The organism is Kitasatospora sp. NPDC004240 (assembly GCF_053603215.1).
The window spans coordinates 37,207-60,983 of record NZ_JBSGFD010000005.1 but is presented as its reverse complement, the minus strand read 5'-3'; the positions used below and the strand labels follow the sequence as shown (position 1 = coordinate 60,983).

Sequence of the window (23,777 nt, the reverse complement as noted above, 5' to 3'; positions counted from 1 at the left end):
ACCATGGCCGACGACACCCTCACCATCGCCGACACCACCTTCGCCTCCCGGCTGATCATGGGCACCGGCGGCGCCCCCAGCCTGGAGGTGCTGGAGCAGGCCCTGCGGGTCTCCGGCACCGAGCTGACCACCGTGGCCATGCGCCGGGTCGACGCGACCACCCAGGGCTCGGTGCTGGACGTGCTGAAGCGCAACGGCATCCGGGTGCTGCCCAACACGGCCGGCTGCTTCACCGCTGGCGAGGCCGTGCTGACGGCCCGGCTGGCCCGCGAGGCGCTCGGCACCGACTGGGTCAAGCTGGAGGTCATCGCGGACGAGCGGACCCTGCTGCCCGACCCGATCGAGCTGCTGGACGCCGCCGAGACCCTGGTCGACGACGGCTTCACGGTCCTGCCGTACACCAACGACGACCCGGTGCTGGCCCGCAAGCTGGAGGACGTCGGCTGCGCGGCGATCATGCCGCTGGGCTCGCCGATCGGCTCGGGCCTGGGCATCCGCAACCCGCACAACTTCCAGCTGATCGTGGAGAGCGCGGGCGTGCCGGTGATCCTGGACGCGGGCGCCGGCACCGCCTCCGACGTGGCGCTGGCGATGGAGCTGGGCTGCTCCGCCGTCATGCTGGCCTCGGCGGTGACCCGGGCGCAGGACCCGGTGCTGATGGCCGACGCGATGCGCCGCGCCACCGAGGCCGGCCGCCTCGCCCACCGGGCCGGCCGGATCCCGCGCCGCTTCCACGCCGAGGCCTCCTCGGCGATGGCCGGCCGCGCCGATCTGGACACCCGGGAGCGCCCGGCCTTCTAGGGGCCTGTCTCCTGGATCCTTGCCGGGCCCGCGGCCTGATCCGACAAAATCCAAGAGACAGGCCCTGCGCCCCGGCCGCGTGCCCCGCGCGGGCGCGCACGTGTCACAACCAGGGCACAGAGCGCCCCGGGGGCGGTGTCCCCCGGGGTGCTCCGCCCCGTGCCACCCCTAGACTCGCCTGGTGGACAAGGCATCGCGCGACCCCCTGATCGACACCCTGCTGGACGGCCGGTACCGGGTCGAGCAGCGCATCGCGACCGGCGGGATGTCCACCGTCTACCGCGGCACCGACACCCGGCTCGACCGGGTCGTCGCGCTCAAGGTCATGCACCCCTCGCTGGCCGGGGACGAGGAGTTCACCGCCCGCTTCATCCGCGAGGCCAAGGCCGTCGCCAAGCTCGCCCACCCCAACGTGGTGAACGTCTTCGACCAGGGCGCCGACGGCGGAAACGTTTTCCTGGCCATGGAGTACGTACCCGGCCGCACCCTGCGCGACCTGCTGCGCGACCGCGGCGCGCTCTCCATCCGGGCCTCCCTGGACGTCCTGGAGCCGGTGCTGGCCGCACTCGGCGCCGCCCACCGGGCCGGACTGGTGCACCGGGACGTCAAGCCGGAGAACGTCCTGATCACCGACGGCGGCCTGGTCAAGGTCGCCGACTTCGGGCTGGTCCGGCTGCTGAACGCCGCCGACGGGGCCGTCACCACGACCACCTCCACCACCGGCACCGTCCTCGGCACCGTCTCCTACCTGGCGCCCGAGCAGATCCGCCCGGACGCCCCCACCGACCAGCGGGTCGACGTCTACGCGGCCGGCATCCTGCTGTACGAGATGCTCACCGGCCACCGCCCGCACAGCGGCGAGAACCCGGTCCAGGTGATGTACCGCCACCTGCACGAGGACGTCCCCGCGCCCTCGCTGACCGTGCCGGGCGTGGCCCCGGAGCTGGACGCCATAGTGGCCGGCGCCTGCGCGCGCGACCCGCAGGCCCGGCCGTACGACGCGGTCGAGCTGCTGGCCGCCCTCCAGCGGGTGCGCCGCGCCCTCACCCCGGAGCAGTTGGACGCCGAACCGCCCGCCTCCACCCGGACCACCCCGGCCCACTCCACCACCGAGCCGACCTCGGTGATCGTGCCGGCCGTCCAGAGCACCAGCGTGCTGGACGTGCCGCCGGACGTGATGGAGCAGCTGCTCGTCGAGCCGCGCCCGTACGACGAACCGGCGCCGGCCCGCCCGGCCCGGCCCCCGCGCCCGCCGCGCGGCCCGCGCGCCGAGCACCTGCGCCGGATCGCCCGCAGGCCGCTGATCTGGGCCTCGGTGCTGGCCGCCCTGGTGCTGCTGGTCGGCGGCACCACGTACGCGCTGTCCGGCGCGCTCTACACCACGGTGCCGAGCGTGCTGGGCAAGACCCGGGCCGAGGCGGAGGGCGTGCTGGACGGCTCCGACCTGCGCGGCCGCTTCACCGAGGTGTTCAGCGAGAGCGTGCCGGCCGGTCAGGTGATCTCCACCGAGCCCGGGGTCGGCGCCCGGACCCGCAAGAGCGACCCGGTCGCGGTCACCGTCTCCAAGGGGCCCAAGCGGATCGCCGTCCCGGACCTCGCCCGCAAGCCGCTCGACCAGGCCACCGCCGCGCTGACCGCCGCCCAGCTGACCAAGGGCACCGTCACCGAGAAGTACGACGACTCGGTGCCCGAGGGCTCGGTGATCAGCACCTCGCCGGCGGCCGGGGCGAAGCTGCCGGAGAACACCGCGATCGCGCTGACGGTCAGCAAGGGCATGGTGCCGGTCCCGGACGTGCAGGGCATGACCGAGGACGAGGCCGAGGCCGCGCTCAAGGCGGCCGGTTTCACGATGCGCAGCGAGGGCCGGCACTTCTTCGGCATCGGGAAGGTCCAGGGCCAGTCCCCCGCCCCCGGCGAGCGCCGGCCGCAGCGCACCGAGGTGACCGTCCAACTGCCGCTCTTCTAGGCGCTCTTGCCGCGGGCGCTCTGGTGGAGGCCCCGGCCCGGCCGGCGTAGCGTGGAGTCAGGCCTGCCCGGCCCCGCCGCGCCGCCGCGGGTGGCGCAGCGCCGGGACCTCCGGACGGGGCTGCGCGGCGGCCGGGACCCGAAGGAGTGGTCCGCCATGGGCGCACCGACCGTCGAGGACTTGAGGGCACGCGTACGGGGCGAGGTGATCACCCCCGCAGACGACGGGTACGAGGAGGCCCGGCGGGTCTACAACGCCATGGTGGACCGCCGGCCCGCGGCGGTCGTCCGGGTGGCCAACGCCGGGGACGTGATCGCCTGCGTGGCGCACGCCCGGGAGAACTCGCTGGACCTGGCCGTCCGCGGCGGCTCCCACAGCGCGCCGGGCTTCGGCACCTGCGACGGCGGCCTGGTGATCGACTTCTCGCGGCTGCGCGGGGTCCGGATCGACCCGGAGGGCCGTACCGCGCGCTGCGACGGCGGCGCCACCTGGGGTGACCTCAACGACGCGGCGTACGCCTTCGGGCTCGGGGTGACCGGCGGGATCATCTCCACCACCGGCGTGGCCGGGCTGACCCTGGGCGGCGGCTTCGGCCACCTGGCCCGCGGCCTCGGGCTGAGCTGCGACAACCTGGTCTCGGCGGACGTGGTCACGGCGGACGGGACGTTCCGCACGGTGAGCGCCGAGCAGGAGCCCGACCTGTTCTGGGCGATCCGCGGCGGCGGCGGCAACTTCGGCGTGGTGACCTCCTTCGAGTTCCGGCTGAGCCCGGTGCGGGACGTGGTGGCCGGCCCCCTGGTGTTCGAGCTGGAGCACACGGCGGAGGTGCTGCGCTTCTACCGCGAGTTCATCCGGGACGCGCCGGAGGAGCTCGGCCTGTTCCCCGGCTTCCACCGGGCGCCGCCGCTGCCCTTCATCCCGGAGGACCGGGTCGGTGACCCGTTCCTCCTGCTGATCCCCTGCTGGGCCGGGCGCCCGGAGGACGCCGACAAGGTGCTCGCCCCGCTGCGGGACGCCGCGCCGCTGGTCGCCGAGGGGGTCGGGCCGGCGCCGTACCCGGCCTTCGCCGCCGCCTTCGACGCGCTGCTGCCGCCGGGGCTGCAGCAGTACTGGAAGGGGGTCTTCGCGGGCGAGCTGACCGACGGGGCGATCGAGGCGCACCGGGAGTTCGGGCCGCGGGTGCCGACGGTCAACTGCGCGGTGCACATCTACCCGATCAACGGCGCGGTGCACCGGGCCCGCCCGGACGAGACGGCCTTCGCCTACCGGGACGCCACCTTCGCCACCGTGATCGCGGGCGCCTGGCCGGACCCGGCCGACAACGAGGCCAACACCGCCTGGGTGCGCGAGTACCACGCGGCCCTGGCACCGCACTCCGAGGCGGGCGGCTACATCAACTTCATGGACCACGACGACCAGCACCGGATCGGCGCCAACTACAAGGGAAACTACGACCGGCTGGTGCAGCTCAAGCGGCGCTACGACCCGGGGAACCTGTTCCACCTCAACCAGAACATCCCCGCGTAGGGCCCGGACGCGTTCAGCCCTGCCCCGTCCGGCCCTGCCCCGTCCAGCTCCGACCCGTTCAGCGCAGCGGGCCGTCGCCGGGTTCCTCCTGGTACGAGAAGCGCTGCTCCCGCCAGGGGTCGCCGATGTTGTGGTAGCCGCGCTCCTCCCAGAAGCCGCGGCGGTCGGCCCGCATGTACTCCACCGCGCGGACCCATTTGGGGCCCTTCCAGGCGTACAGGTGGGGGACGACCAGGCGCACCGGGAAGCCGTGCTCGGCGGTGAGCGGCTGGCCGTCGCGGTGGGTGGCGAACAGGGTGTGCGGGTCGGCGAAGTCGGCCAGCCGCAGGTTGGCGCTGTAGCCGTACTCGGCCCAGACCATCACATGGGTGACGCCGGGCGCCGGGGGCACCTGGGCGAGGAGGGTGGCGGACGACACGCCCGTCCACTCGCCGTCCAGCATCGAGAACTTGGTGACGCAGTGCAGGTCCGCGCGGACGGTGGTGCGCGGCAGGGCGTTGAAGCCGGCGAAGTCCCAGCTGTGCTTCTCCGCCGAGGCGGTCGCGCCGAACACCTGGAGCTCCCAGGTCAGCGGCTTGAAGCGGGGCACCGGGCCGTAGTGCAGGACGGGCCAGCCGCGTTGCGCGCGCTGGCCGGGGGGGAGCCTCGGGTCAGACGACGGAAGCGGTTCTTGTTCGGACTGACCCATGGCTCCATGGTGACAGACGGCGGGCGCAGCTCCGCGCGCGCCCCATTTCGCGGTCCGCGCGCCCGCCCGTACGGGTGAGCATCAAGCCGATGAACGGGCAAATCGGATATTCCGACACATGTCCGGGTGAGTGTGAACTTACTGGAATTTCCTCCCGGAGCGGTGCCAGGATGCCTGGCACCGGGGTTCACCGTGGCCCCCGGACGGCAGCAGGGCAAGCAGGAAGGCAGCGCCATGAAGGGCGACGCAGAGGTCCTCGAATTCCTCAACGAGCAGCTCACCGCCGAGCTGACCGCGATCAACCAGTACTTCCTGCACGCCAAGATGCAGGAGAACAACGGCTGGACGAAGCTCGCGAAGTACACCCGGCACGAGTCCTTCGACGAGATGAAGCACGCCGAGACGCTCACCGACCGGATCCTCTTCCTGGACGGGCTGCCGAACTACCAGCGGCTGTTCCACGTCCGGATCGGCCAGAGCGTCAAGGAGATGTTCGAGGCCGACCGCCAGGTCGAGGTCGAGGCGATCGACCGGCTCAAGCGCGGCATCGTGGTGATGCGGGCCAAGAACGACGTCACCTCGGCGAACATCTTCGAGGACATCCTCGCCGACGAGGAGCACCACATCGACTACCTCGACACCCAGCTCGAACTGCTGGAGAAGCTCGGGGAGGCGCTGTACCTGGCCCAGCTGATCGAGCAGCCGGAGTCCTGAGCCCGCGGGCCCTCAGGGGCCGCGACGGGCGCCGCGGGCTACGCGGCCCGCAGTGGAGCGCGCCCGGCGGGCGACGCCGTGGGCGTTTCCGACGCCGCGGCGGCCTCCGCGACCTGGGCCTGCTCGGCCTCCGGGTCCGCCAGCCCCAGCTTGGCGGCCAGCCGGGCGGTCGGGCACGGCCGCGCGCCGTGCTCGCCCAGCAGCGCCTGGATGCGGCGCACGCAGGAGCCGCAGTCGGTGCCGGCCTTGCAGCCCCTGGCTATCTGGCGCGGGGTGCTGGCACCCGCGTCGATCTCCTTCTTCACCTGGTCCTCGGTGACCGCATGGCACATGCACACGTACATCGCGGTCTCTCCCGGGGTGGTGCGAGGAAGTGGATCATGACTAAGGCTTGCCTTAGCTCACTAAGCCTCACCTTACCCGGTGGAACCGGCGCGAAAAAGCCTCTCCGGCCTCGGAAAACCCGAGGCCGGAGAGGCTTGCGTCACATCCGGGGCGCCCCCGCGGTTCAGTTGACGCCGCGGTACATCTCGGCGACCAGGAACGCCAGGTCCAGCGACTGGCTGCGGTTGAGCCGGGGGTCGCAGGCCGTCTCGTAGCGCTGGTGCAGGTCGTCGACCAGCACCTCGTCGCCGCCGCCGACGCACTCGGTGACGTCGTCGCCGGTCAGCTCCACGTGGATGCCGCCCGGGTGGGTGCCGAGCGCGCGGTGCACCTCGAAGAAGCCCTTGACCTCGTCGAGCACGTCGTCGAAGCGGCGGGTCTTGTGGCCGCTGGAGGCCTCGAAGGTGTTGCCGTGCATCGGGTCGCAGATCCACACCGGCTGGGCGCCGGAGGCGGTGACCTTCTCCACCAGGGTGGGCAGGTGGTCGCGGATCTTGCCCGCGCCCATCCGGGTGATGAAGGTGAGCCGGCCGGGCTCGCGCTCCGGGTCCAGCTTCTCGATCAGGGTCAGCGCCTCGTCGACCGAGGTGGTCGGGCCCAGCTTGACGCCGATCGGGTTGCGGATCCTGGAGGCGAACTCGATGTGCGCGTGGTCCAGCTGCCGGGTGCGCTCACCGATCCACACCATGTGGCCGGAGACGTCGTACAGCTCGCCGGTGCGCGAGTCCACGCGGGTCAGCGCGGTCTCGTAGTCGAGGATCAGCGCCTCGTGCGAGGAGAAGAACTCGACCGTCTTGAACTCCTCCGGCGCCACGCCACAGGCGTTCATGAACGCCAGCGCGTTGTCGATCTCGCGGGCGAGCTGCTCGTAGCGCTGACCCGCCGGCGAGTTGCGCACGAAGTCCTGGTTCCAGGCGTGCACCTGGCGCAGGTCCGCGTAACCACCGGTGGTGAAGGCGCGCACCAGGTTGAGCGTCGCGGCGGAGGCGTTGTACATCCGCTTGAGGCGCTCCGGGTCCGGGTTCCGGGACTCGGGGGTGAACTCGAAGCCGTTCACCGAGTCGCCGCGGTAGACCGGGAGGGTCACCCCGTCCCGGGTCTCGGTCGACTTGGAGCGCGGCTTGGAGTACTGGCCGGCGATCCGGCCGACCTTCACCACCGGCACCGAGGCGGCGTACGTCAGCACGGCCGCCATCTGGAGGAGGGTCTTCAGCTTGTTGCGGATGTGCTCGGCCGAGACGCCGTCGAAGGCCTCGGCGCAGTCGCCGCCCTGGAGGAGGAACGCTTCACCACGGGCCACGGCACCGAGCCGGGCGCGCAGCTGGTCGCACTCGCCCGCGAAGACGAGCGGCGGATAGGAGGCGAGCTCGGCAAGGGTCTTGCGCAGAGCCTCTTGGTCCGGCCATTCAGGCTGCTGCGCCGCGGGCAGGGACTGCCAGGAGTGGGAATTCGTCACGGTCACGCGCTCAAGGCTACGGGGTGCGACAACCGATTTGTGCCGCCTGCCCGATGGGTGAGACACCGTGCGGACATTCGGGTGAAGCGGCCCGCCCGCCGCGCGGATCCGCTACGCTCGGTCCCGTGAACACGCCGCACACCTACTCCTGGTGGTGGACCAACCCCTCGGGTGGCCCACAGATCGCGCGTTCCTGAGACGAACACGACGGCCGCCCCTCGGGGCGGCCGTTTGTGCTTCGGCACACACGGCCTCCCGGGAAGCGGACCCCGCACCACGAAGCGAAGTCCACCCGGAAGGAAAGCCGTACCGTGACCACCGCTGCTGCCCTGTTCGCCCGGCTGACCGGCCCGGACGCCCCCGCGTTCGCGCTGCTGCACCGCCGCACCCCCCGGCTCGCCCCCGACACCGTCGAGGTGCTGCTGGGCACCGTCGGCACCCACGAGCACCTCGCGGACCTGCCGGTGCGCACCGGCGTCCCGGCCGACGGCCCGGTGCACGACCTGCTCGCGCTCGTCCCGTACCGGCAGATCCGCGAGCGCGGGTTCGAGGCGCACGACGACGGCACCCCGCTCCAGGCGCTCGCGGTCGAGGAGCAGTACGCGCTGCCGCTGGCCGAGGTCACCGCCGCCCTGCCGTCCCGGCCCGTCCGCCTGACCGACGGCGGCTTCGACATCGACGACGAGGAGTACGCCGGGATCGTCCGCCGGGTGATCGAGGACGAGATCGGGCGCGGCGAGGGCGCCAACTTCGTGATCCGCCGGGACTTCTCCGCCACCCTGGAGGACTTCGGCCCGGAGCTCGCCCTGGCGCTCTTCCGCCGGTTGCTGGAGCAGGAGCGCGGCGCGTACTGGACCTTCCTGGTCCACACCGGCGAGCGCGTCCTGGTCGGGGCCTCGCCGGAGGTACACGTACGCCAGAGCGGCGGCACCGTGGTGATGAACCCGATCTCCGGCACCTACCGCTATCCGGCCGGCGGCGCCGACCTCGACTCGCTGCTCGCCTTCCTGCGCGACCCCAAGGAGCTGGAGGAGCTCACCATGGTGGTCGACGAGGAGCTCAAGATGATGTGCACCGTCGGCGACCTCGGCGGCCAGGTGCTCGGCCCGCGCCTCAAGGAGATGGCCCACCTCGCCCACACCGAGTACGAGCTGCGCGGGCGCACCTCGCTGGATGTGCGCGAGGTGCTCAAGGAGACGATGTTCGCCGCCACCGTCACCGGCAGCCCGGTCCAGAACGCCACCCGGGTGATCCGGCGCTACGAACGGGCCGGACGCGGCTACTACTCCGGCGCGCTCGCCCTGATCGGCCGCTCCGCCAGCGGCGGCCAGCTGCTCGACTCCCCCATCTGCATCCGCACCGCCGACATCGAGCCCGCCACCGGCCGGCTCGTCGTCCGGGTCGGCGCCACGCTGGTGCGCCACTCCGACCCGTACTCCGAGGTCGCCGAGACCCACGCCAAGGCCGCCGGCGTGCTCACCGCGATCGGCGCCCGCCCGGCGCCGGCCAGACTCCCGCACCCGACCGGCCCACGGCTGGCGGAGAACCACCGGGTCCAGGCCGCGCTCGACTCACGCCGCGCCGACCTCGCCCCGTTCTGGCTGCGGATGCAGCAACCCGTCGCCGGCCCCCAGGAGTTCGACACCCTGGTGATCGACGGCGAGGACACCTTCACGGCCATGCTGGCCCATCTGCTCGGCTCGCTCGGCCACCGGGTCACCGTGCTCCGCCACGACGAGCCGGGGCTTCGCGAGCGGGCCGCCGCCCACCGCGGGCCGCTGGTCCTCGGCCCCGGCCCCGGCGATCCCGCGGCCGCCGACGACCCCAAGATGTCCCTGCTGCGCCCGATCGTCGCGGACGCGCTCGCCGCCACCCGGGCCGGTACCCGCACCGCCCCGCTGCTCGCGGTCTGCCTCAGCCACCAGCTGCTCTGCGCCGAGCTCGGCCTGCCGCTGGCCCGCAAGGCCGTCCCGTACCAGGGCGCCCAGGAGAGCGTGAACCTGTTCGGCGACAAGCGCACGGTCGGCTTCTACAACACCTTCACCGCCCGCTGCGGTGACGCGGACGCCGAGCGGCTGGCCGCCGACGGCGTCGAGGTCTCCCGTGACCCGGCCACCGGCGACGTCCACGCGCTGCGCGGCCCGGGCTTCGCCGGCCTGCAGTTCCACCCCGAGTCGGTGCTGACCCGCGAGGGCGTGGACATCGTCGCCGGGCTGCTGCGCACGGCGGCGGCGGTCCGGGACTGACGGACCCGGGCGGGCGTGTCCACCGGGGCACGCCCGCCCGGACCCCGCCCGCTCAGATCTCGTCGTCCAGGCCCTGCTCGATGGCGTACCGGACCAGCTCGACCCGGTTGTGCAGTTGCAGCTTGCCGAGGGTGTTCTGGACGTGGTTCTGCACCGTGCGGTGGGAGAGCACCAGCCGGTCGGCGATCTGCTTGTACGACAGGCCCTTGGCGACCAGCCGCAGGACCTCGGTCTCCCGGGCCGTCAGCTGCGGGGCGGCCGGCGCGGCCGGGGTCGGCGGCTCGGCCGCCAGCCGGCGGAACTCGCCGAGCACCAGACCGGCCAGCCCCGGGGTGAAGACCGCGTCGCCGACCGCCGTGCGGCGCACCGCCTCCAGCAGCTCGTCCCGGCCGGCCGACTTGACCAGGTAGCCGGTCGCGCCGGACTTCACGGCCTCCAGCACGTCCGCGTGCTCGCCGCTCGCCGAGAGCACCAGCACGCGGACCGACGGGTCCTCGCCGACCACCTGACGGCAGACCTCGGCGCCGGACAGGCCCGGCAGGTTGAGGTCGAGCACCATCACCTGCGGCCCGCAGGCGCGGGCCCGGCGCACCGCCTCCTCGCCGTCCCCGGCGGTGGCCACCACGTCCAGGCCCGCCTCGGCGAGGTCCCGGGAGACGGCGTCGCGCCACATCGGGTGGTCGTCCACCACCATCACCCGCACCGGCCGCTCGCTCATCGCTTCCCCTCCTCGGAACGCGCCCTGGGGACGCGCAGTTCGACCTCGACGCCCTCCCCGGGCGACGAGTACAGCTCGGCCGTGCCGCCGAGGTCCAGCAGCCGGCCGCGGATCGACTGCGAGACGCCCAGCCGGCCGGCCTGCTCCGCCTCGCCGAGCCGGCCGGGGGCGAAGCCCGGGCCGTCGTCGCGGATGCTGACCGTGACGGCCTCCGGCTCGTCCTCCAGCAGGATCCAGGCGCGGGCCCCGGCCCCGGCGTGCCGGCGGACGTTGTCCACCGCCGCCCCGACCGCGGCGGCCAGCTCGGTGGCGGCCCCGGCCGGCAGCAGCACCGGGGTGCCGGGGGCGGAGAGCGTGATCCGCTCCCCCGCGTACGGGCCGAGCAGGGTGCGCAGGTCCTGCGGCTCCAGCGGCTCGCACCGGGCGGGCAGCGGACCACCGCTCATCAGGGCGCGCAGCGCGCGCTCCTGTTCCCCCGCCAGCCGGCCGAGCTCCGCGAAGTCCGCGCCCGGCTCGCCACCGCGCCGCTGGACCAGCGCCAGCACCTGGAGCACCCCGTCGTGGATGTCCCGGGAGAGCCGCTCGCGCTCCCGGGTGGCCGCCTCGACCTGGAGCGCCCGGGTCAGCGTCGCCTCACTGGCCCGGGCCAGCTCGATCACGTAGCCGATCGCGCAGCCCGCCACCATCAGCAGCACGATGTTGTGGATGTTGTCGCCCGTGGCGCCGCCGTGGCCGAGGATGTTGGCCACCCCGATCACCGAGCCGGACGCCGCCGCCCAGCGCCAGCCGCCCTTGCCGGCGAAGCCGAGCACGGTGCCGGCCGCCCAGATGGTCGGCAGGGTGGGCGCGCCGTGGCTGATCCGGGACGCCGAGTCGACCATGCCGCTCATCACGATGCCGGTGACGGCCAGCGTGAGATCGGTGCCCAGCACGTACCAGGTGCAGCGCTGCGGACCGGAGAAGGCGCGGGTGCTGGCCAGCGTCCACAGGGTCAGCGCCCCGAGGAAGATCCAGCCCGCGACCGGGTGCTCGAACTCCAGGTAGGAGTTGACGTAGCGCAGCAGCGCGTAGCCGAGCGCCAGGATCCGGAAGTACGTGATCGCGCGCCACAGCGGCAGCTCCACGGACATGCCGGCCGCCGCCAGGCTCCCGCCGACCCCGCCCGGGCCGGGCGCGCCCCCGCCGGACGCCCCGGTCGTGCTGCCGTCCGTCATGTGGCCCCTCCCCGGGCGAGCGGTCAGTCCTTGGTCCCGTCCTGCTTGCCCTGCTCGGCCTGCTCCTGTGCGGCCTGCTCGGCCTTCAGGGCCTTCTCCGCCTCGGCCTTCTCGGCCTTCAGCGCGGCCTGCTCGGCCTTCTGGGCCGCCTTGCGCTCGGCGTCGGCGCGCTTCTTGTCCTCGGAGATCTGGCGCTTGGCGGCGGTCGCGTAGATGTCCACGTACTCCTGGCCGGAGAGCCGCATGATCTCGTACATCACCTCGTCCGTCACCGAACGGAGGATGAAGCGGTCGTTCTCCATGCCGTGGTAGCGCGAGAAGTCCAGCGGGCGGCCGATCCGGATGCCCGGGCGGATGCCGAAGTTGGGGACCACCTGGCCGGGCGGCTGCACCTTCTCGGTGTCGATCATCGCGACCGGGATCACCGGGGCGCCGGTGGCCAGCGCGACGCGCGCCAGGCCGCCGACCTTGCCGCGGTACAGCTTGCCGTCGGGCGAACGGGTGCCCTCCGGGTACACGCCGAACAGCTCACCGCGCTCCAGCACCGCGATGGCGCTGCGGATCGCGGCCTCGCCGGCGCCGCGCACGCCCGAACGGTCCACCGGCAGCTGGCCGACGCCCTTGAAGAAGGCGGCGGTGAGCTTGCCCTTCAGGCCCGGGGAGTTGAAGTACTCCGCCTTCGCGATGAAGGTCACCCGGCGCTTGATCAGCGCGGGGAAGAAGAAGGAGTCCGAGAAGGAGAGGTGATTGCTCGCGATGATCGCGGCGCCCTCCTCGGGGATGTTCTCAGCACCCTCGATCCACGGCCGGAAGAAGATCCGAAGCAGTGGCGCGACGATCATCTTCATCAGTCGGTAGAACAACCCGGGCCTCCTGTTATGCGGACCGGACGATCCTAATGCCCCGCGGGCACCCCGCGTGCGCCGCCCCGCCCCGGCGGGGTGTACGGGCGGGCGCGCCCGTGGGACGATGCGGCTCCGGTACGGCTCCACGGCGGACGACGCCGGGCGTCCCGTCCCGGTTCCGGCGCCGCCGCCCGGAGTTCCGGCACCGCCCGGATTCCGGCAGCGCCCGGGCCCCGCACCGCCGTTCCAGCGCCGCCGCCGTTCCCGCACCGCCGCCCCTGGAGGAGCCCGCCATGCCGCCGCTGCCCGGTGCCGAACCGTTCCGCCACCGCGGCGGACCGGTGGGCGTCCTGCTCTGCCACGGCTTCACCGGCTCGCCGCAGTCGCTGCGCCCGTGGGCCGACCGGCTGGCCGAGGCCGGGTACACCGTCTCGCTGCCGCTGCTGCCCGGGCACGGCACCAACTGGCAGGACATGCAGCTCACCCGCTGGGAGGACTGGTACGCCGAGGTCGAGCGGGAACTGCTGGCGCTCACCGCCGAGTGCGAGCGGGTCTTCGTCTGCGGCCTGTCGATGGGCGGCGCACTGGCCCTGCGGCTGGCCGCGCTGCACGGGGAGGCCGTCGCCGGGCTGGTGCTGGTCAATCCGTCGGTGCGCTCCGACAACCCCGCGAGTGTGCTCCTGCCGGTGCTGCGCCACCTGGTGCCGAGCCTGCCCGGGATCGCCGACGACATCGCCAAGCCGGGCGCCGCGGAGCTCGGCTACGACCGGACCCCGCTGCACGCCGCCTGGTCGCTGACCCGGCTGTGGGCGGACGTCCGGCGACGGCTCCCCCAGGTCACCCAGCCGGTGCTGCTGCTGCGCAGCCCGCAGGACCACGTGGTCTCCCCGGCCAACTCCGAGCTGGTGCTCGCCCGGATATCCTCGACCGATGTGACGGAGCGGCTGTGCCAACGCAGCTACCACGTCGCGACGCTGGACCACGACGCGCCGGAAATATTCGCGGCCGGCCTGGACTTCTTCCGACGGCTGGCTCCCGCGCACGCGGCGGGCGTCACCCGGGTCGAATCCGACGATCACCAAGGCTGAAGGGCCGGAAGTGCACGAGAGCAGCACGGCGGGCGGCGAGGACGAGGCCCCCCGCGAGGACGGCACCACCAAGGACACCTCCCCGCCGGACGCCCCCGCGAAGGACGGCTCGGTGAAGGACGTCCCCGCGAAGGACGGCTCCGTGCAGGAGGCCGCCCCGAAGGGTGACCCGGTGAAGGACGGCGCGGTGAAGGACGGCGCGGCCTCCCCGGCCGCGGCACCGGCGAAGGACGCGGCCCGGGTGCGCCGTACGCCCGAGCGCAGCCAGGCCGAACAGGACGAGATCTTCGCCGCGCTGGTCGCCCAGTTCGACGACCCGGTCGACCTCAACAACCCCGACTGGCCCGAGATCGAGGACCTCCGGGCCAGGGGCGAGCTCAAGGGCGGTTTCAAGGACGGCACCGACCGCCGGCGCGACCCGGCCGAGCCGGGCGACGGCACCGACCTCGCCGACCTCTCGGACCTGGCGCCCAAGCCCCGGCCGCGCTCCACCCGGCCGGTGATGCCCGCCGCCGGCTCCGGTCCGCGTGACTTCGAGCTGGCCGAGGAGACCGACGAGGGCCACTTCGTCCCACCGGAGCCGCCGCCGCTGCCGCCCGCCGACACCACCGCCAAGTTCGCCTGGCTCGCCGTGCTCGGCGGCCCGGCGCTGCTGCTGTTCGACGCCGTGGTCTGGCGCGAGGTCTCCGGCTGGCCGGCCTGGGTGGGCGTCACGGCCTTCCTCGGCGGCTTCGTCACCCTGGTGTCCCGGCTGAAGGACCGCGACGAGGACGAGCCGGAGGACCCGCACGGCGGCGCGGTCGTCTAGGCCGCCGGGGGGACCTCCAGCACGGCCAGCACCGGCAGGTGGTCGGTGGCGGCCAGCAGGTCGGCGTCGGCCACCCCCGGCAGGCCCTGCGGCACCCCGCAGGCCAGCACCCGGACGCCGGGGGTGGTGAACACCCCGTCGATCCGCTGGTACGGGTTCTCCGGCACCGAGGTGAAGGTGCCGCCCCAGGGCGCGGCGAGGTGGGCGTCGGTCAGCCGGCCGGTCAGCAGTCGCCAACCCGGCCCGTCCGGATGCTCGTTGAGGTCGCCGGCCACCACGCCGGGCTCCCGCTCCCCCACCTGGTCGAGCAGCAGCCCGAACTGGCCGTACCGCTCCCCGGCGTCCAGGCCGAGGTGGCAGCTGGTCACCGAGAACGGCACCGAGCCGCCGACCCGTACCAGCGCGGAGGCGAAGCCCCGGGCGTGCAGGCCCCGGGTCTTGGGCAGCAGGCGGTCCCGGACGGCGAGCACCCGCACCCCCGGGCGGCCGAGCAGCAGCGGCCCGGCGGCGGTCCGCCCGCCGCCGGCCAGCACCACGGTGCCGGTGCTCCGCGCCAGCCAGGCCGCCTGGCCCTCGGGCCGCCAGTAGCGCGGCGACTCCTGGACGCAGAGCAGGTCCGGCGCGCAGGCGCGGATCACCCGGGCCAGCGCGTGCCGGTCGTCGCGCAGCGAGCGGATGTTGTAGCTGAGCAGCCGCACCCGTTCGGAGCCGTCCGGCCCCCTCCCGGAGCGCGGCAGCTCGGGCAGCTCAAGCGGCTCGGGCAGCTCAGGCCGCTCGGGCGGTTCGGTGCTCATCGTCCTCCCCTGTCGGTCCCCGTCCCGGGCCGGCCGCCGTACGGGAACGCCGACGGCCACCGCTGCGGGTCGGGACGAGCCTACGGCCGTGCGGCCGCCGCTCCGGTGACGACGACCCTACGGCCGCGGGCGGGCCGGACGGCGACGGCGCGGCGGGAGCCCGGGGGCTCCCGCCGCGCCGTCGCGCGGATCCACCGCCCGGTCAGACCGTACGGGCCAGGTCGGCGGCGCCGACGATGCCCGCGGCGGAGCCCATCGAGGCGAGCACGACCTCGGCGCGGGGGCGGTGGACGCCACCGGTCAGGTAGTGGCCGAAGGACTTGGCGACCGGGTCGAGCAGCAGCGAACCGGAGTCGGAGACGCCGCCGCCGAGCACGAAGACGCCCGGGTCGAACAGCGCGGCGAGGTCGGCCATGCCCCGGCCCAGCCAGTCGGCCAGCTCGTCGTAGCAGTCCAGGGCGAGCTGGTCGCCCTCCTCCGCCGCCTGGGTGATGTGGATGCCCCGGATGGTCTCGGCGACGCCGTCGTTGAGGTCGAGCATCCGCTTGCCGGCGATCGGGTCGGCGGCGGCCTTCTCCCGCCCGTAGCGGCGCAGCGACCGGCCGGAGCCGTACTGCTCCCAGCAGCCCTTGCCGCCGCATCCGCAGGCCAGGCCGTCGGGGACCATGTTGAGGTGGCCGATCTCGCCGGCCACGCCGAAGCGGCCGCGGTGCAGCCGGCCGTCCAGCACGATGCCGCCGCCGATGCCGGTGCCGACGGTGATCAGGACCATGTCCTGGTACTCGGCGGCCGCACCGAAGCGGAACTCCGCCCAGGCGGCGCAGTTGGCGTCGTTCTCGACGACCGTGTCGAGGCCGGTGAGCTCCTCGATCCGGGTCCGCAGCGGTTCGTCCTCCCAGTCGATGTTGGGGGCGAAGATCACCGTGGAGCGGTCGCGGTCGACGAAGCCGGGGGCGCCGACGCCGGCCGCCACGACGCCGGGGAACTCCTCCTTGAGCTCGCGGACGGCCTGCGCGATGGCGTCGACGGCCCACTGGGGGTCGGCCGGGGTGGGGACCCGCGTACGGGCCAGGATCTCGCCCGTCTCGTCGACCACGCCAGCCGCGATCTTGGTGCCGCCGACGTCGACGCCGATGGTCAGAGCCATGTGAGCCTCAGCTATTCACTCGTTCCCGCTGGACAGCCGGACGGAAGGACACCGTCCGGCCCTGCTCCCCGTGCACAACGCCGCATACATTATCCGAAGACAATCGCACGGCAACCGGGCCGCATCCATTCAATAGTCGTACAGACATTTCAGTCCTGAGCGCTACCCCTGTCCAGATCCGCGTTCACATCCTTTCCGAGGTCCGCCGTCACTCCCTCGTTCGTATCCGTCCCCGCGCCCGCGGGGCCGGCGGCGGCGCCGGACGGATCCCCGTCCAGATCGATGTGCTCGGAGGGCCGGGTCTCACCGGCGGTCCAGCGGCGCTCGTGGCCGGCGACGGCGGCGCGGTAGGCGGCGACCAGTTCCCCGCCGGCGGCCAGCAGGTGGCCGTACACCTCGGGCCGGCGCTCGCGCAGCCGGTCGGTGAGGCCGGCCAGCGAGATCAGGGTCTCGGCGCTCGCCTCCTGGGCCTTCTGCCCGACGGTGGTGGCGAAGCGGCGCACCTCGTCCACCAGCGGGCCCAGCTCCGGGCCGAAGGGGTTCGGGCCGGAGGGGCCGGGACCGGGACCCTGCCCGGCAGAACCGGCGCGGTCGGACCCGCCGTCCTCGGCGAAACCGTCCGCGCGGCCTTCGGTACGGTCGTCGGTGGTGGTCATCGGGGGGTGTCTCCTCGGGCTCCGGCGGGCTCGGCCGCGACTGCGGCCACCCTTCCGACGCTACCGGAACGCCCCGGTTTCACCCGGTGGGCCGACGAGGGCGCCCACCCCGTTCGGAGGCCTCAGCCCCGGGGCCAGAGCGCCGGGTCGGGCGTGAAGCGCACGGTGAGGACGTCGTCCTCCAGGCCGGCCCCGGTGACCACGCAGCGGCGCAGCGCCGAGGGCAGCGGGAGTATCCGCCGGTGGGCGCCGAGCCCGATGACCAGCTCGTCGCCGCGCCGGACCAGGTCGAGGTCGGCCCGGTCGCCGCCGGGCAGGTGGAAGCGCCACAGCAGCAGCCCCTCCTCCGCGAGCCGGTCGGCGACCGGCCAGGAGGTGGCGGCGCGCGGGCGGGCGCCCGGCGCGGGGTGCTCGCCGTAGAGGGCGCGGGCGATCTCCCGCGGCGTACGGGCGGTGAGGTCGTAGCCGTACACCGGGACGTCACTGTCGGCCGTGATCGCCTCCAGCGCCCTGCGGCGGTCGTCGGCCAGCGCGGCGAGCCACGGGTCCGCGGAGCCGGCGGCCCCGTCCGGCAGCGTGCCGTGCACGATCAGCGAGTCCTCGCGGTGGCCGAACAGGCCGAGCGCGGCGCGGGCCCGGCGCAGCTCGGGCAGCGGGTCGCCGTCGACGCCGACGACCAGGCGCACCGAGGTGCCGGGGGCGGTGAGCGCGGCGCAGGCCCTGTCGAGCAGGACGGAGGCCTTGGCCCGGGCCTCGTACAGCCAGTCGGCGGGCATCGGCACCCCGGCGAGCCCGGCCAGCAGCGGGCGCAGCGCGCGGGCGGCCTGGCGCTGCTCGGGGACGAGCCGGTCGAGGTAGCGCCGCAGCTGCTCGGGCAGGGCGAGGGTGGCGATCAGCCCGGCGGGCGGCGGCGCGGCGACCACCAGGACGTCGGCGTCGATCCTCGGCAGCAGGCGCAGCAGGGCGAGCCGGGAGGCGCCGGGGAGGGCGGTCAGCTCCTCGGGCTCCAGCGGGTCGGCGCCGAGCAGGTCGAAGGCGGGCCGCAGCCGGCCGCCGATCTCGCCGAAGGCGTCGCGGAACGCGTCCTGCTCGTCGATGCGGGCCGCGGTGAGCCCGGGGGCGTACTCGGCGGGCTCGGTGCCCAGCCGGGCGCCGAGGAGGGCGTCGACCGCGCGGTGCGGGTCGTCGGCGGCCAGCAGGAAGGTGCGGTGGCCGTGCGCGGCGGCGTGCAGCGCGGTCGCGACGGCGACCGCGGGTGCCGCGCCGTCGCCGCTGACCAGGATGGTGCGCTCGGCCGTCATCGCCCGTCCTCCCCCGTCAGCCCTCGACGCGCTTCTTCAGCCCGGCCAGGGCGCGGTCGATGATGACCTTCTCGGCCTTGCGCTTGATCATGCCGAGCATCGGGATCTTGACGTCCACGGCGAGCTGGTAGGTGACCTCGGTGCCGCCCTTGGGGCGCGCGGCGAGGGTGTACGAGCCGTCCAGGGAGCGGAGCATCTGGCTGCGGACCAGGGTCCAGCTGACCTCGCGGTCGCCGTCCCAGGTGTAGGCGAGGACGTGCTCGTCGCGGATGGCGCCGGCGTCGAGGAGCAGGCGCACCTGGGCGGCGCGGCCGTCGTCCGCGCTCTCCAGCACCTCGACCTCCTTGACCTCGCCGGTCCAGGCCGGGTAGGCGGCGAAGTCGGCGATCACGGCCATGACCTCGGCCGGGGTCGCGTCGATGGTGATGCTCGACCTGGTGTGCTCCGCCATGGAATGGCCCTCCGCGTCGTCCCTCTGGTCCCGCCCGCCCCGCCGAACGGGCTCGGCCGGTTGCGCCGGCCCAGGCTATCGCCTCCGCCGCTGCGCTCCGCCCACGGACCGTCACCGGTGCAGCGGGCTACCGGCCGGTCACCGCGGGTCTGCCGTAGGGTGCCACTCGAACGGCCCGGTCACCGCCCGGTCGGGACCGGTGGCGGTGTGACAAGTCGAACACCGGAGCCGACCCCACTGGTCGAATCCGCCTACCGGGCAGTAACGTCCTGCCGTCCCGCAGCGTCGCGAACGAGGAGCAGTCTTGCTCGACTTCAGCCTTCCGGCCCTCTACCAGGTACCGAGCGGCGGTAACCTCTCCGACCTGGTGCACCAGAACGCGGAGCGCCACCCGGATGTCGTGGTGCTGAGCCGCAAGGTGGACGGCCGCTGGGAGGACCTGACCGCCGCGCAGTTCCTGGTCGAGGTGCACGCCGCCGCCAAGGGCCTGATCGCCGCGGGCGTGCGGCCCGGCGACCGGGTGGGCGTCATGTCCCGCACCCGGTACGAGTGGACGCTGCTGGACTTCGCGATCTGGTCGGCCGGCGCCATCACCGTGCCGGTGTACGAGACCTCCTCGCCCGAGCAGGTCGAGTGGATCCTCGGCGACTCCGGGGCGGTCGCCGTGGTGACCGAGACCGACCGGCACGCGGCCGTGGTCGCCGAGGTGCGCGAGCGGCTGCCGGAGCTGCGGCACACCTGGCAGATCGAGCGCGGCGGGATCGCGGCCCTGGCCGAGGCCGGCCTGAAGGTCGCCGACACCACCGTCACCGAGCGCCGCTCGATCCCGGTCGCCGACACCATCGCCACCATCGTCTACACCTCGGGCACCACCGGCCGCCCGAAGGGCTGTCAGCTGACGCACGGCAACTTCCTGGCCGAGCTGGGCAATGTGACGGCCCGCCTGGAGCCGTTGTTCCGCACCGGCGAGGCCTCGGTCCTGCTGTTCCTGCCGCTGGCACACGTGCTCGGCCGGATCGCCGAGATCGCCGCCGCGATCGCGCCGATCAAGCTGGGCCACGTCTCGGACATCAAGGACGTCACCGCCGAGCTGGCGTCCTTCCGGCCGACCCTGATCCTGGGCGTGCCGAGAGTCTTCGAGAAGGTGTACAACACCGCCCGCGCCAAGGCCCAGGCCGACGGCAAGGGCAAGATCTTCGACAAGGCCGCCGAGACCGCCATCGCCTACAGCCGGGCGCTGGACCAGGGCGGCGCCGGGCTCGGCCTGCGGATCAAGCACGCGGTCTTCGACAAGCTGGTGTACGCCAAGCTGCGCGCCGCGCTCGGCGGGCGGACCACCCACGCGATCTCCGGCGGCGCCCCGCTGGGCGAGCGCCTCGGCCACTTCTACCGGGGCATCGGCTTCACCGTGCTGGAGGGCTACGGCCTGACCGAGACCTGCGCGGCCACCGCCTTCAACCCGCACGACAGGCCGAAGATCGGTACGGTCGGCCAGCCGCTGCCCGGCTCCGCGGTGCGGATCGCCGAGGACGGCGAGGTGCTGCTGAAGGGCCCGCAGGTCTTCACGGGCTACTGGAACAACCCGAAGGCCACCGCCGAGGCGCTCAGCGACGGCTGGTTCGCCACCGGGGACATCGGCACCCTGGACTCCGAGGGCTACCTGACCATCACCGGCCGCAAGAAGGAGATCATCGTCACCGCCGGCGGCAAGAACGTCGCCCCGGCCGTGATCGAGGACCGCATCCGGGCGCACGCGCTGATCGGCGAGGTCATGGTGGTCGGCGACCGCCGGCCGTTCATCGCCTGCCTGGTCACCGTGGACGAGGACTTCTTCCCCAAGTGGAAGGAGCTGAGCGGCAAGCCGGCCACCGCCACGCTGGCCGAGCTGCGCGAGGACCCGGACCTGCTGGCCGCCGTCCAGGCCGCCGTGGACGACGGCAACGCCGCGGTCTCCAGCGCCGAGGCGGTCAAGAAGTTCCGTGTCCTGGACACCGTCTTCTCCGAGGAGAGCGGCCATCTGACGCCCTCGCTGAAGCTCAAGCGCACCGTGGTGCTCAAGGACTTCGCGGCCGACGTCGAGGCGCTCTACCAGCGCTGACCCGCCGCCGCACGAGAAAGGGCCCTCGCCACCCGGCGGGGCCCTTCCTCGTGCCGTACGGCGTCAGCCCGCCAGCAGCGAGGTGAGCCGCCCGGCCAGCAGGTCCCAGCGCCAGGAGCGGTCCACCCAGCGCCGTCCGGCCTCGCCCATCCGCCGGCGCAGCTCCTCGTCGTTCAGCAGCCGCACGATCCGTTCGGCCGCGGCCTGCGCCGAGCCGCCGGGCACCACGTAGCCGGTCTCCCCCTCCAGCACCGCGTCCGGCGCCCCGCCGGAGTCGCCCGCCACCACCGGCAGACCGGTCGCCGAGGCCTCCAGGTAGACGATGCCCAGGCCCTCCACGTCCAGGCCGCCCCGGCGGGTGCGGCAGGGCATCGCGAACACGTCGCCGGCGCCGTAGTGCGCGGGCAGCTCCTCCCACGGCACCGAGCCGGTGAAGCGCACCGAGCCCCGGACGCCGCGGGCCTCGGCCAGCTTCTCCAGGTCCGCCCGGTACGGGCCGCCGCCGACGATCAGCAGGACGGCGTCCGGCACGTCGGCGAGGATCTGCGGCATCGCCTCGATCAGGGTGTCCTGGCCCTTGCGGGGCACCAGGCGCGAGACGCAGACCACCACCGGGCGGTCCGCCAGGCCCAGGCGGCGGCGCAGCTCGGCGCCGCCCGAATCGGGGTGGAAGGTGCTCTCGTCCACCCCCGGCGGCAGCTGGACCATCCGCGCGGCGGCCTCCGGGCCGACCGCGTCGGCGATCCGGGAGCGGGTGTACTCGCCCAGGTACGTCAGGGTGTCGGTGCCGGCCCCGATCCGGCGCAGCAGTTGCCGGGCGACCGGCAGCTGGGCCCAGGCGGCCTCGTGGCCGTGGGTCATGCCCAGCAGCCTGCCGGCCCCGGCCCGGCGCAGCGCGGGGGCCATCAGCCCGAGCGGCGCGGCGGCGCCGAACCAGACCGAGTCGCACTTCTCGGCCCGCAGGATCTCGGCGGCCCGGCGGGTGACCCGCGGTGTGGGAACCATCACCTTCGTCCGGTCACGGATCACCGGGAACGGCTGCTCGGCGTCGAAGCGGGCCACCTCGCTCCCGTCACGCCAGGTGGAGGCGTACACCACGATGCTCCCGGGGGGCTGACGCACCGCCATGTTGTGGACGAAGGCCTGGATACCACCGGGCCTCGGCGGGAAGTCATTGGTGACGATCAAGGTCTTGTGCATCAGGCCACGGCTCGCTCGGTCGGGGGGTGCTCGGTGTACCGCTGGGTGATCCGTACGATAGGTCAACACCATGGCCCGTCGGGAACGGAACCACGCACGGCAACCGTTCCACTCCCGGGTCTGTCCTAGAACCTGGGCACCGGTACCGGTGGGGGCCGGCACGTGGTTGCCCGGGGGGTCCTCCCCCCGGCCCGTGGCAGGGGGATGCGTCGCGTGACGCCTCCGATGGGACGTCCGAGACGAACGAGGGAGCGCAGTGGAGTTGGCCCCGGCCACCGAGACCGGTACTTCCGACGGCGCCGACGGTTCCGGCGCGACACCGGCCGGGCGCCCCGCGAGCCGGGTCGGCGCGCTGTGCGCGCTCGGCGTCGGCTGGCTGGCCACCCGGACCCTGCTGTTGCTGCTGACGACCAACGTGCTGCGGATGCCCGGCGGCGACATCACCGCCGACGTCGGCGTGATCTACCACGGCTGGTACAAGGTCCTGCAGACCGGCACCTTCCCGCTGGACGACGTCACCTGGCAGTACCCGCCGGGCGCCGCCACGGTGATCATGCTGCCGGGGCTGCTGCCCTGGTCGTACCTGGTCTCCTTCTGGGTGATCTGCGGGGTCTGCGACGCCCTCGCGATGGGCCTGCTGGTCCGCGCCGGGGTCCGCCGGGGCCGGGCGCTGACCGGGGCGTGGATGTGGGTGGCGGGCGTCCCGCTGCTCGGACCGATGATCTACAACCGGTACGACATCATCGTGACCGCGATCGCGGTGGCCGGCCTGCTCGCGCTGATCCGCCGCCCGGCGATCGGCGGCCTGCTGCTGGGCATCGGCGGCATCATCAAGATCTGGCCGCTGCTCGCCCTGATCGGCACCCCCGCCGGCCGGCGCACCCGCCGCTCCTGGACGTCCGCGGCGGCCACCGCCGCCTCGGTGGGCTTCCTGCTGGCCGCGGGCATGAACGGCGCGTTCGAGTTCCTGACCTTCCAGAAGGACCGCGGCATCGAGGTCGAGTCGGTCGGCGCGCTGCCGCTGCACTTCGCCCGGATGGCCGGGGCCTGGGACGGCAAGGTCATGATGAACTACGGCTCGGTCGAGATGCTGGGCCCGTGGGTGAGCCTCACCACCCGGGTGATGATGGCCCTGACCCTGATCGGCTTCGCCTGGCTGCTGCTGTGGCGCTTCACCGCCCGCCGGCTGGGCGCCGCCACCATGTACGACGCCGCGCTGACCGCGCTGCTGATCTTCACCGTCACCAGCCGGGTGATCAGCCCGCAGTACATGGTGTGGCTGGTCGGCGTGGCGGCGGTCTGCCTGACCGTGCGCGGCACCAGCCAGCGGCCGGTGGCGCTGCTGATCCTGCTGGCCACCCCGCTGACCCTGGTGGAGTTCCCGCTGCTGTTCAGCAAGGTGGTCGAGAGCGAGCCGTGGGCGGTGTCCGCGCTGACCGGCCGCAACCTGCTGCTGCTGGCCGCCGCCGTGCTCTCCTGCGTCCGGCTGTGGCGCTCCACCCGGGGCCCGGCGGCGGCGCTGGCGCCCACCGTGGTGCTGGCCGCCCGCCCCGAGCCGGCCGCGGTGTACCCGGTGCGCCCGGGGATCGCGTACGAGCAGGACCTGCTGGACGGCATCGAGCGGCCCACCCCGGCCGACCGCTGAGCCGCCGCCCGCTGCCGCCCCCCCCTGCCG

Annotated in this window: 21 protein-coding genes; 9 read left to right on the top strand and 12 right to left on the bottom strand. The window is 73.7% G+C overall.

Annotated features, from left to right (window positions below):
• Positions 1-3: 3 nt before the first annotated feature.
• The 3 genes from ACWEQL_RS02575 to ACWEQL_RS02565 all read left to right on the top strand — a co-directional run bounded on the left by ACWEQL_RS02575 (position 4) and on the right by ACWEQL_RS02565 (position 4,294).
• On the top strand, positions 4-801 hold the full coding sequence (locus tag ACWEQL_RS02575; protein WP_452148294.1) for a thiazole synthase: 798 nt from the start codon (positions 4-6) through the stop codon (positions 799-801).
• A 181-nt stretch (positions 802-982) separates the two neighbouring features.
• A complete protein-coding gene (pknB, locus tag ACWEQL_RS02570) occupies positions 983-2,767 on the top strand; it encodes a Stk1 family PASTA domain-containing Ser/Thr kinase (RefSeq protein WP_452148293.1) in 1,785 nt (594 codons plus the stop codon).
• Between the two features lie 156 nt (positions 2,768-2,923).
• The gene (locus ACWEQL_RS02565) at positions 2,924-4,294 is read left to right on the top strand and encodes an FAD-binding oxidoreductase (protein ID WP_452148292.1); all 1,371 of its coding nucleotides are present in this window, start codon (positions 2,924-2,926) and stop codon (positions 4,292-4,294) included.
• A 58-nt stretch (positions 4,295-4,352) separates the two neighbouring features.
• Here ACWEQL_RS02565 and ACWEQL_RS02560 read toward each other — a convergent pair whose 3' ends face one another.
• Positions 4,353-4,982: a sulfite oxidase-like oxidoreductase gene (locus ACWEQL_RS02560; RefSeq protein ID WP_452148291.1), complete on the bottom strand. Its 630-nt coding sequence runs from the start codon at positions 4,980-4,982 to the stop codon at positions 4,353-4,355.
• A gap of 234 nt (positions 4,983-5,216) precedes the next feature.
• On the opposite strand from ACWEQL_RS02560, the gene bfr reads away from it, so the two are divergent.
• Positions 5,217-5,696: a bacterioferritin gene (bfr, locus tag ACWEQL_RS02555; protein WP_452148290.1), complete on the top strand. Its 480-nt coding sequence runs from the start codon at positions 5,217-5,219 to the stop codon at positions 5,694-5,696.
• Positions 5,697-5,734: 38 nt separating this feature from the next.
• Here the strand turns inward: bfr and ACWEQL_RS02550 are convergent, their stop codons facing one another.
• Both ACWEQL_RS02550 and ACWEQL_RS02545 read right to left on the bottom strand, forming a co-directional pair.
• A complete protein-coding gene (locus ACWEQL_RS02550; RefSeq protein ID WP_452148289.1) occupies positions 5,735-6,040 on the bottom strand; it encodes a (2Fe-2S)-binding protein in 306 nt (101 codons plus the stop codon).
• A gap of 164 nt (positions 6,041-6,204) precedes the next feature.
• A complete protein-coding gene (locus tag ACWEQL_RS02545; RefSeq protein ID WP_452148288.1) occupies positions 6,205-7,542 on the bottom strand; it encodes a class II 3-deoxy-7-phosphoheptulonate synthase in 1,338 nt (445 codons plus the stop codon).
• A 305-nt stretch (positions 7,543-7,847) separates the two neighbouring features.
• Between ACWEQL_RS02545 and ACWEQL_RS02540 the strand changes: the two genes are divergently transcribed.
• Positions 7,848-9,782, top strand: coding sequence for an anthranilate synthase family protein (locus ACWEQL_RS02540; protein ID WP_452148287.1), 1,935 nt, complete (start codon positions 7,848-7,850; stop codon positions 9,780-9,782).
• 52 nt (positions 9,783-9,834) lie between these two features.
• Here ACWEQL_RS02540 and ACWEQL_RS02535 read toward each other — a convergent pair whose 3' ends face one another.
• The 3 genes from ACWEQL_RS02535 to ACWEQL_RS02525 form a co-directional block, all read right to left on the bottom strand.
• Entirely contained in the window at positions 9,835-10,500 is a 666-nt protein-coding gene (locus ACWEQL_RS02535; RefSeq protein ID WP_452148286.1) for a response regulator, read from the bottom strand.
• Positions 10,497-11,630, bottom strand: coding sequence for a MacS family sensor histidine kinase (gene macS / locus ACWEQL_RS02530; protein ID WP_452148336.1), 1,134 nt, complete (start codon positions 11,628-11,630; stop codon positions 10,497-10,499). The genes ACWEQL_RS02535 and macS overlap by 4 nt, the downstream gene beginning before the upstream one ends.
• 107 nt (positions 11,631-11,737) lie before the next feature.
• A complete protein-coding gene (locus ACWEQL_RS02525; RefSeq protein ID WP_452148285.1) occupies positions 11,738-12,577 on the bottom strand; it encodes a lysophospholipid acyltransferase family protein in 840 nt (279 codons plus the stop codon).
• 275 nt (positions 12,578-12,852) lie between these two features.
• On the opposite strand from ACWEQL_RS02525, the gene ACWEQL_RS02520 reads away from it, so the two are divergent.
• Positions 12,853-13,647, top strand: coding sequence for an alpha/beta hydrolase (locus ACWEQL_RS02520; RefSeq protein WP_452148284.1), 795 nt, complete (start codon positions 12,853-12,855; stop codon positions 13,645-13,647).
• Between the two features lie 10 nt (positions 13,648-13,657).
• Complete coding sequence (locus tag ACWEQL_RS02515) at positions 13,658-14,455, top strand: hypothetical protein (RefSeq protein WP_452148283.1); 798 nt, start codon at positions 13,658-13,660, stop codon at positions 14,453-14,455.
• On the opposite strand, the gene ACWEQL_RS02510 is transcribed toward ACWEQL_RS02515, so the two are convergent.
• The 5 genes from ACWEQL_RS02510 to ACWEQL_RS02490 all read right to left on the bottom strand — a co-directional run bounded on the left by ACWEQL_RS02510 (position 14,452) and on the right by ACWEQL_RS02490 (position 18,804).
• Positions 14,452-15,249 carry an endonuclease/exonuclease/phosphatase family protein gene (locus ACWEQL_RS02510; RefSeq protein ID WP_452148282.1) on the bottom strand — a complete coding sequence of 266 codons (798 nt, stop codon included), beginning with the start codon at positions 15,247-15,249 and terminating at the stop codon, positions 14,452-14,454. The two genes, ACWEQL_RS02515 and ACWEQL_RS02510, sit on opposite strands and share 4 nt — an antisense overlap.
• A 202-nt stretch (positions 15,250-15,451) precedes the next feature.
• Positions 15,452-16,396 (bottom strand): ROK family glucokinase, encoded by a 945-nt coding sequence (locus tag ACWEQL_RS02505; protein ID WP_452148281.1) that lies wholly within the window; start codon positions 16,394-16,396, stop codon positions 15,452-15,454.
• A 149-nt stretch (positions 16,397-16,545) separates the two neighbouring features.
• Positions 16,546-17,052 carry a DUF5304 family protein gene (locus tag ACWEQL_RS02500; RefSeq protein WP_452148280.1) on the bottom strand — a complete coding sequence of 169 codons (507 nt, stop codon included), beginning with the start codon at positions 17,050-17,052 and terminating at the stop codon, positions 16,546-16,548.
• Between the two features lie 122 nt (positions 17,053-17,174).
• A complete protein-coding gene (locus ACWEQL_RS02495; RefSeq protein ID WP_452148279.1) occupies positions 17,175-18,353 on the bottom strand; it encodes an ArsA family ATPase in 1,179 nt (392 codons plus the stop codon).
• Between the two features lie 16 nt (positions 18,354-18,369).
• Entirely contained in the window at positions 18,370-18,804 is a 435-nt protein-coding gene (locus tag ACWEQL_RS02490; protein ID WP_452148278.1) for an SRPBCC family protein, read from the bottom strand.
• A 304-nt stretch (positions 18,805-19,108) separates the two neighbouring features.
• Here ACWEQL_RS02490 and ACWEQL_RS02485 point away from each other — a divergent pair, with 304 nt between their 5' ends.
• Positions 19,109-20,902 carry an AMP-dependent synthetase/ligase gene (locus ACWEQL_RS02485; protein WP_452148277.1) on the top strand — a complete coding sequence of 598 codons (1,794 nt, stop codon included), beginning with the start codon at positions 19,109-19,111 and terminating at the stop codon, positions 20,900-20,902.
• A gap of 63 nt (positions 20,903-20,965) precedes the next feature.
• On the opposite strand, the gene ACWEQL_RS02480 is transcribed toward ACWEQL_RS02485, so the two are convergent.
• The gene (locus ACWEQL_RS02480; RefSeq protein ID WP_452148276.1) at positions 20,966-22,102 is read right to left on the bottom strand and encodes a glycosyltransferase family 4 protein; all 1,137 of its coding nucleotides are present in this window, start codon (positions 22,100-22,102) and stop codon (positions 20,966-20,968) included.
• A 256-nt stretch (positions 22,103-22,358) separates the two neighbouring features.
• Between ACWEQL_RS02480 and ACWEQL_RS02475 the strand changes: the two genes are divergently transcribed.
• Complete coding sequence (locus ACWEQL_RS02475; protein ID WP_452148275.1) at positions 22,359-23,747, top strand: glycosyltransferase 87 family protein; 1,389 nt, start codon at positions 22,359-22,361, stop codon at positions 23,745-23,747.
• Positions 23,748-23,777 lie beyond the last annotated feature (30 nt).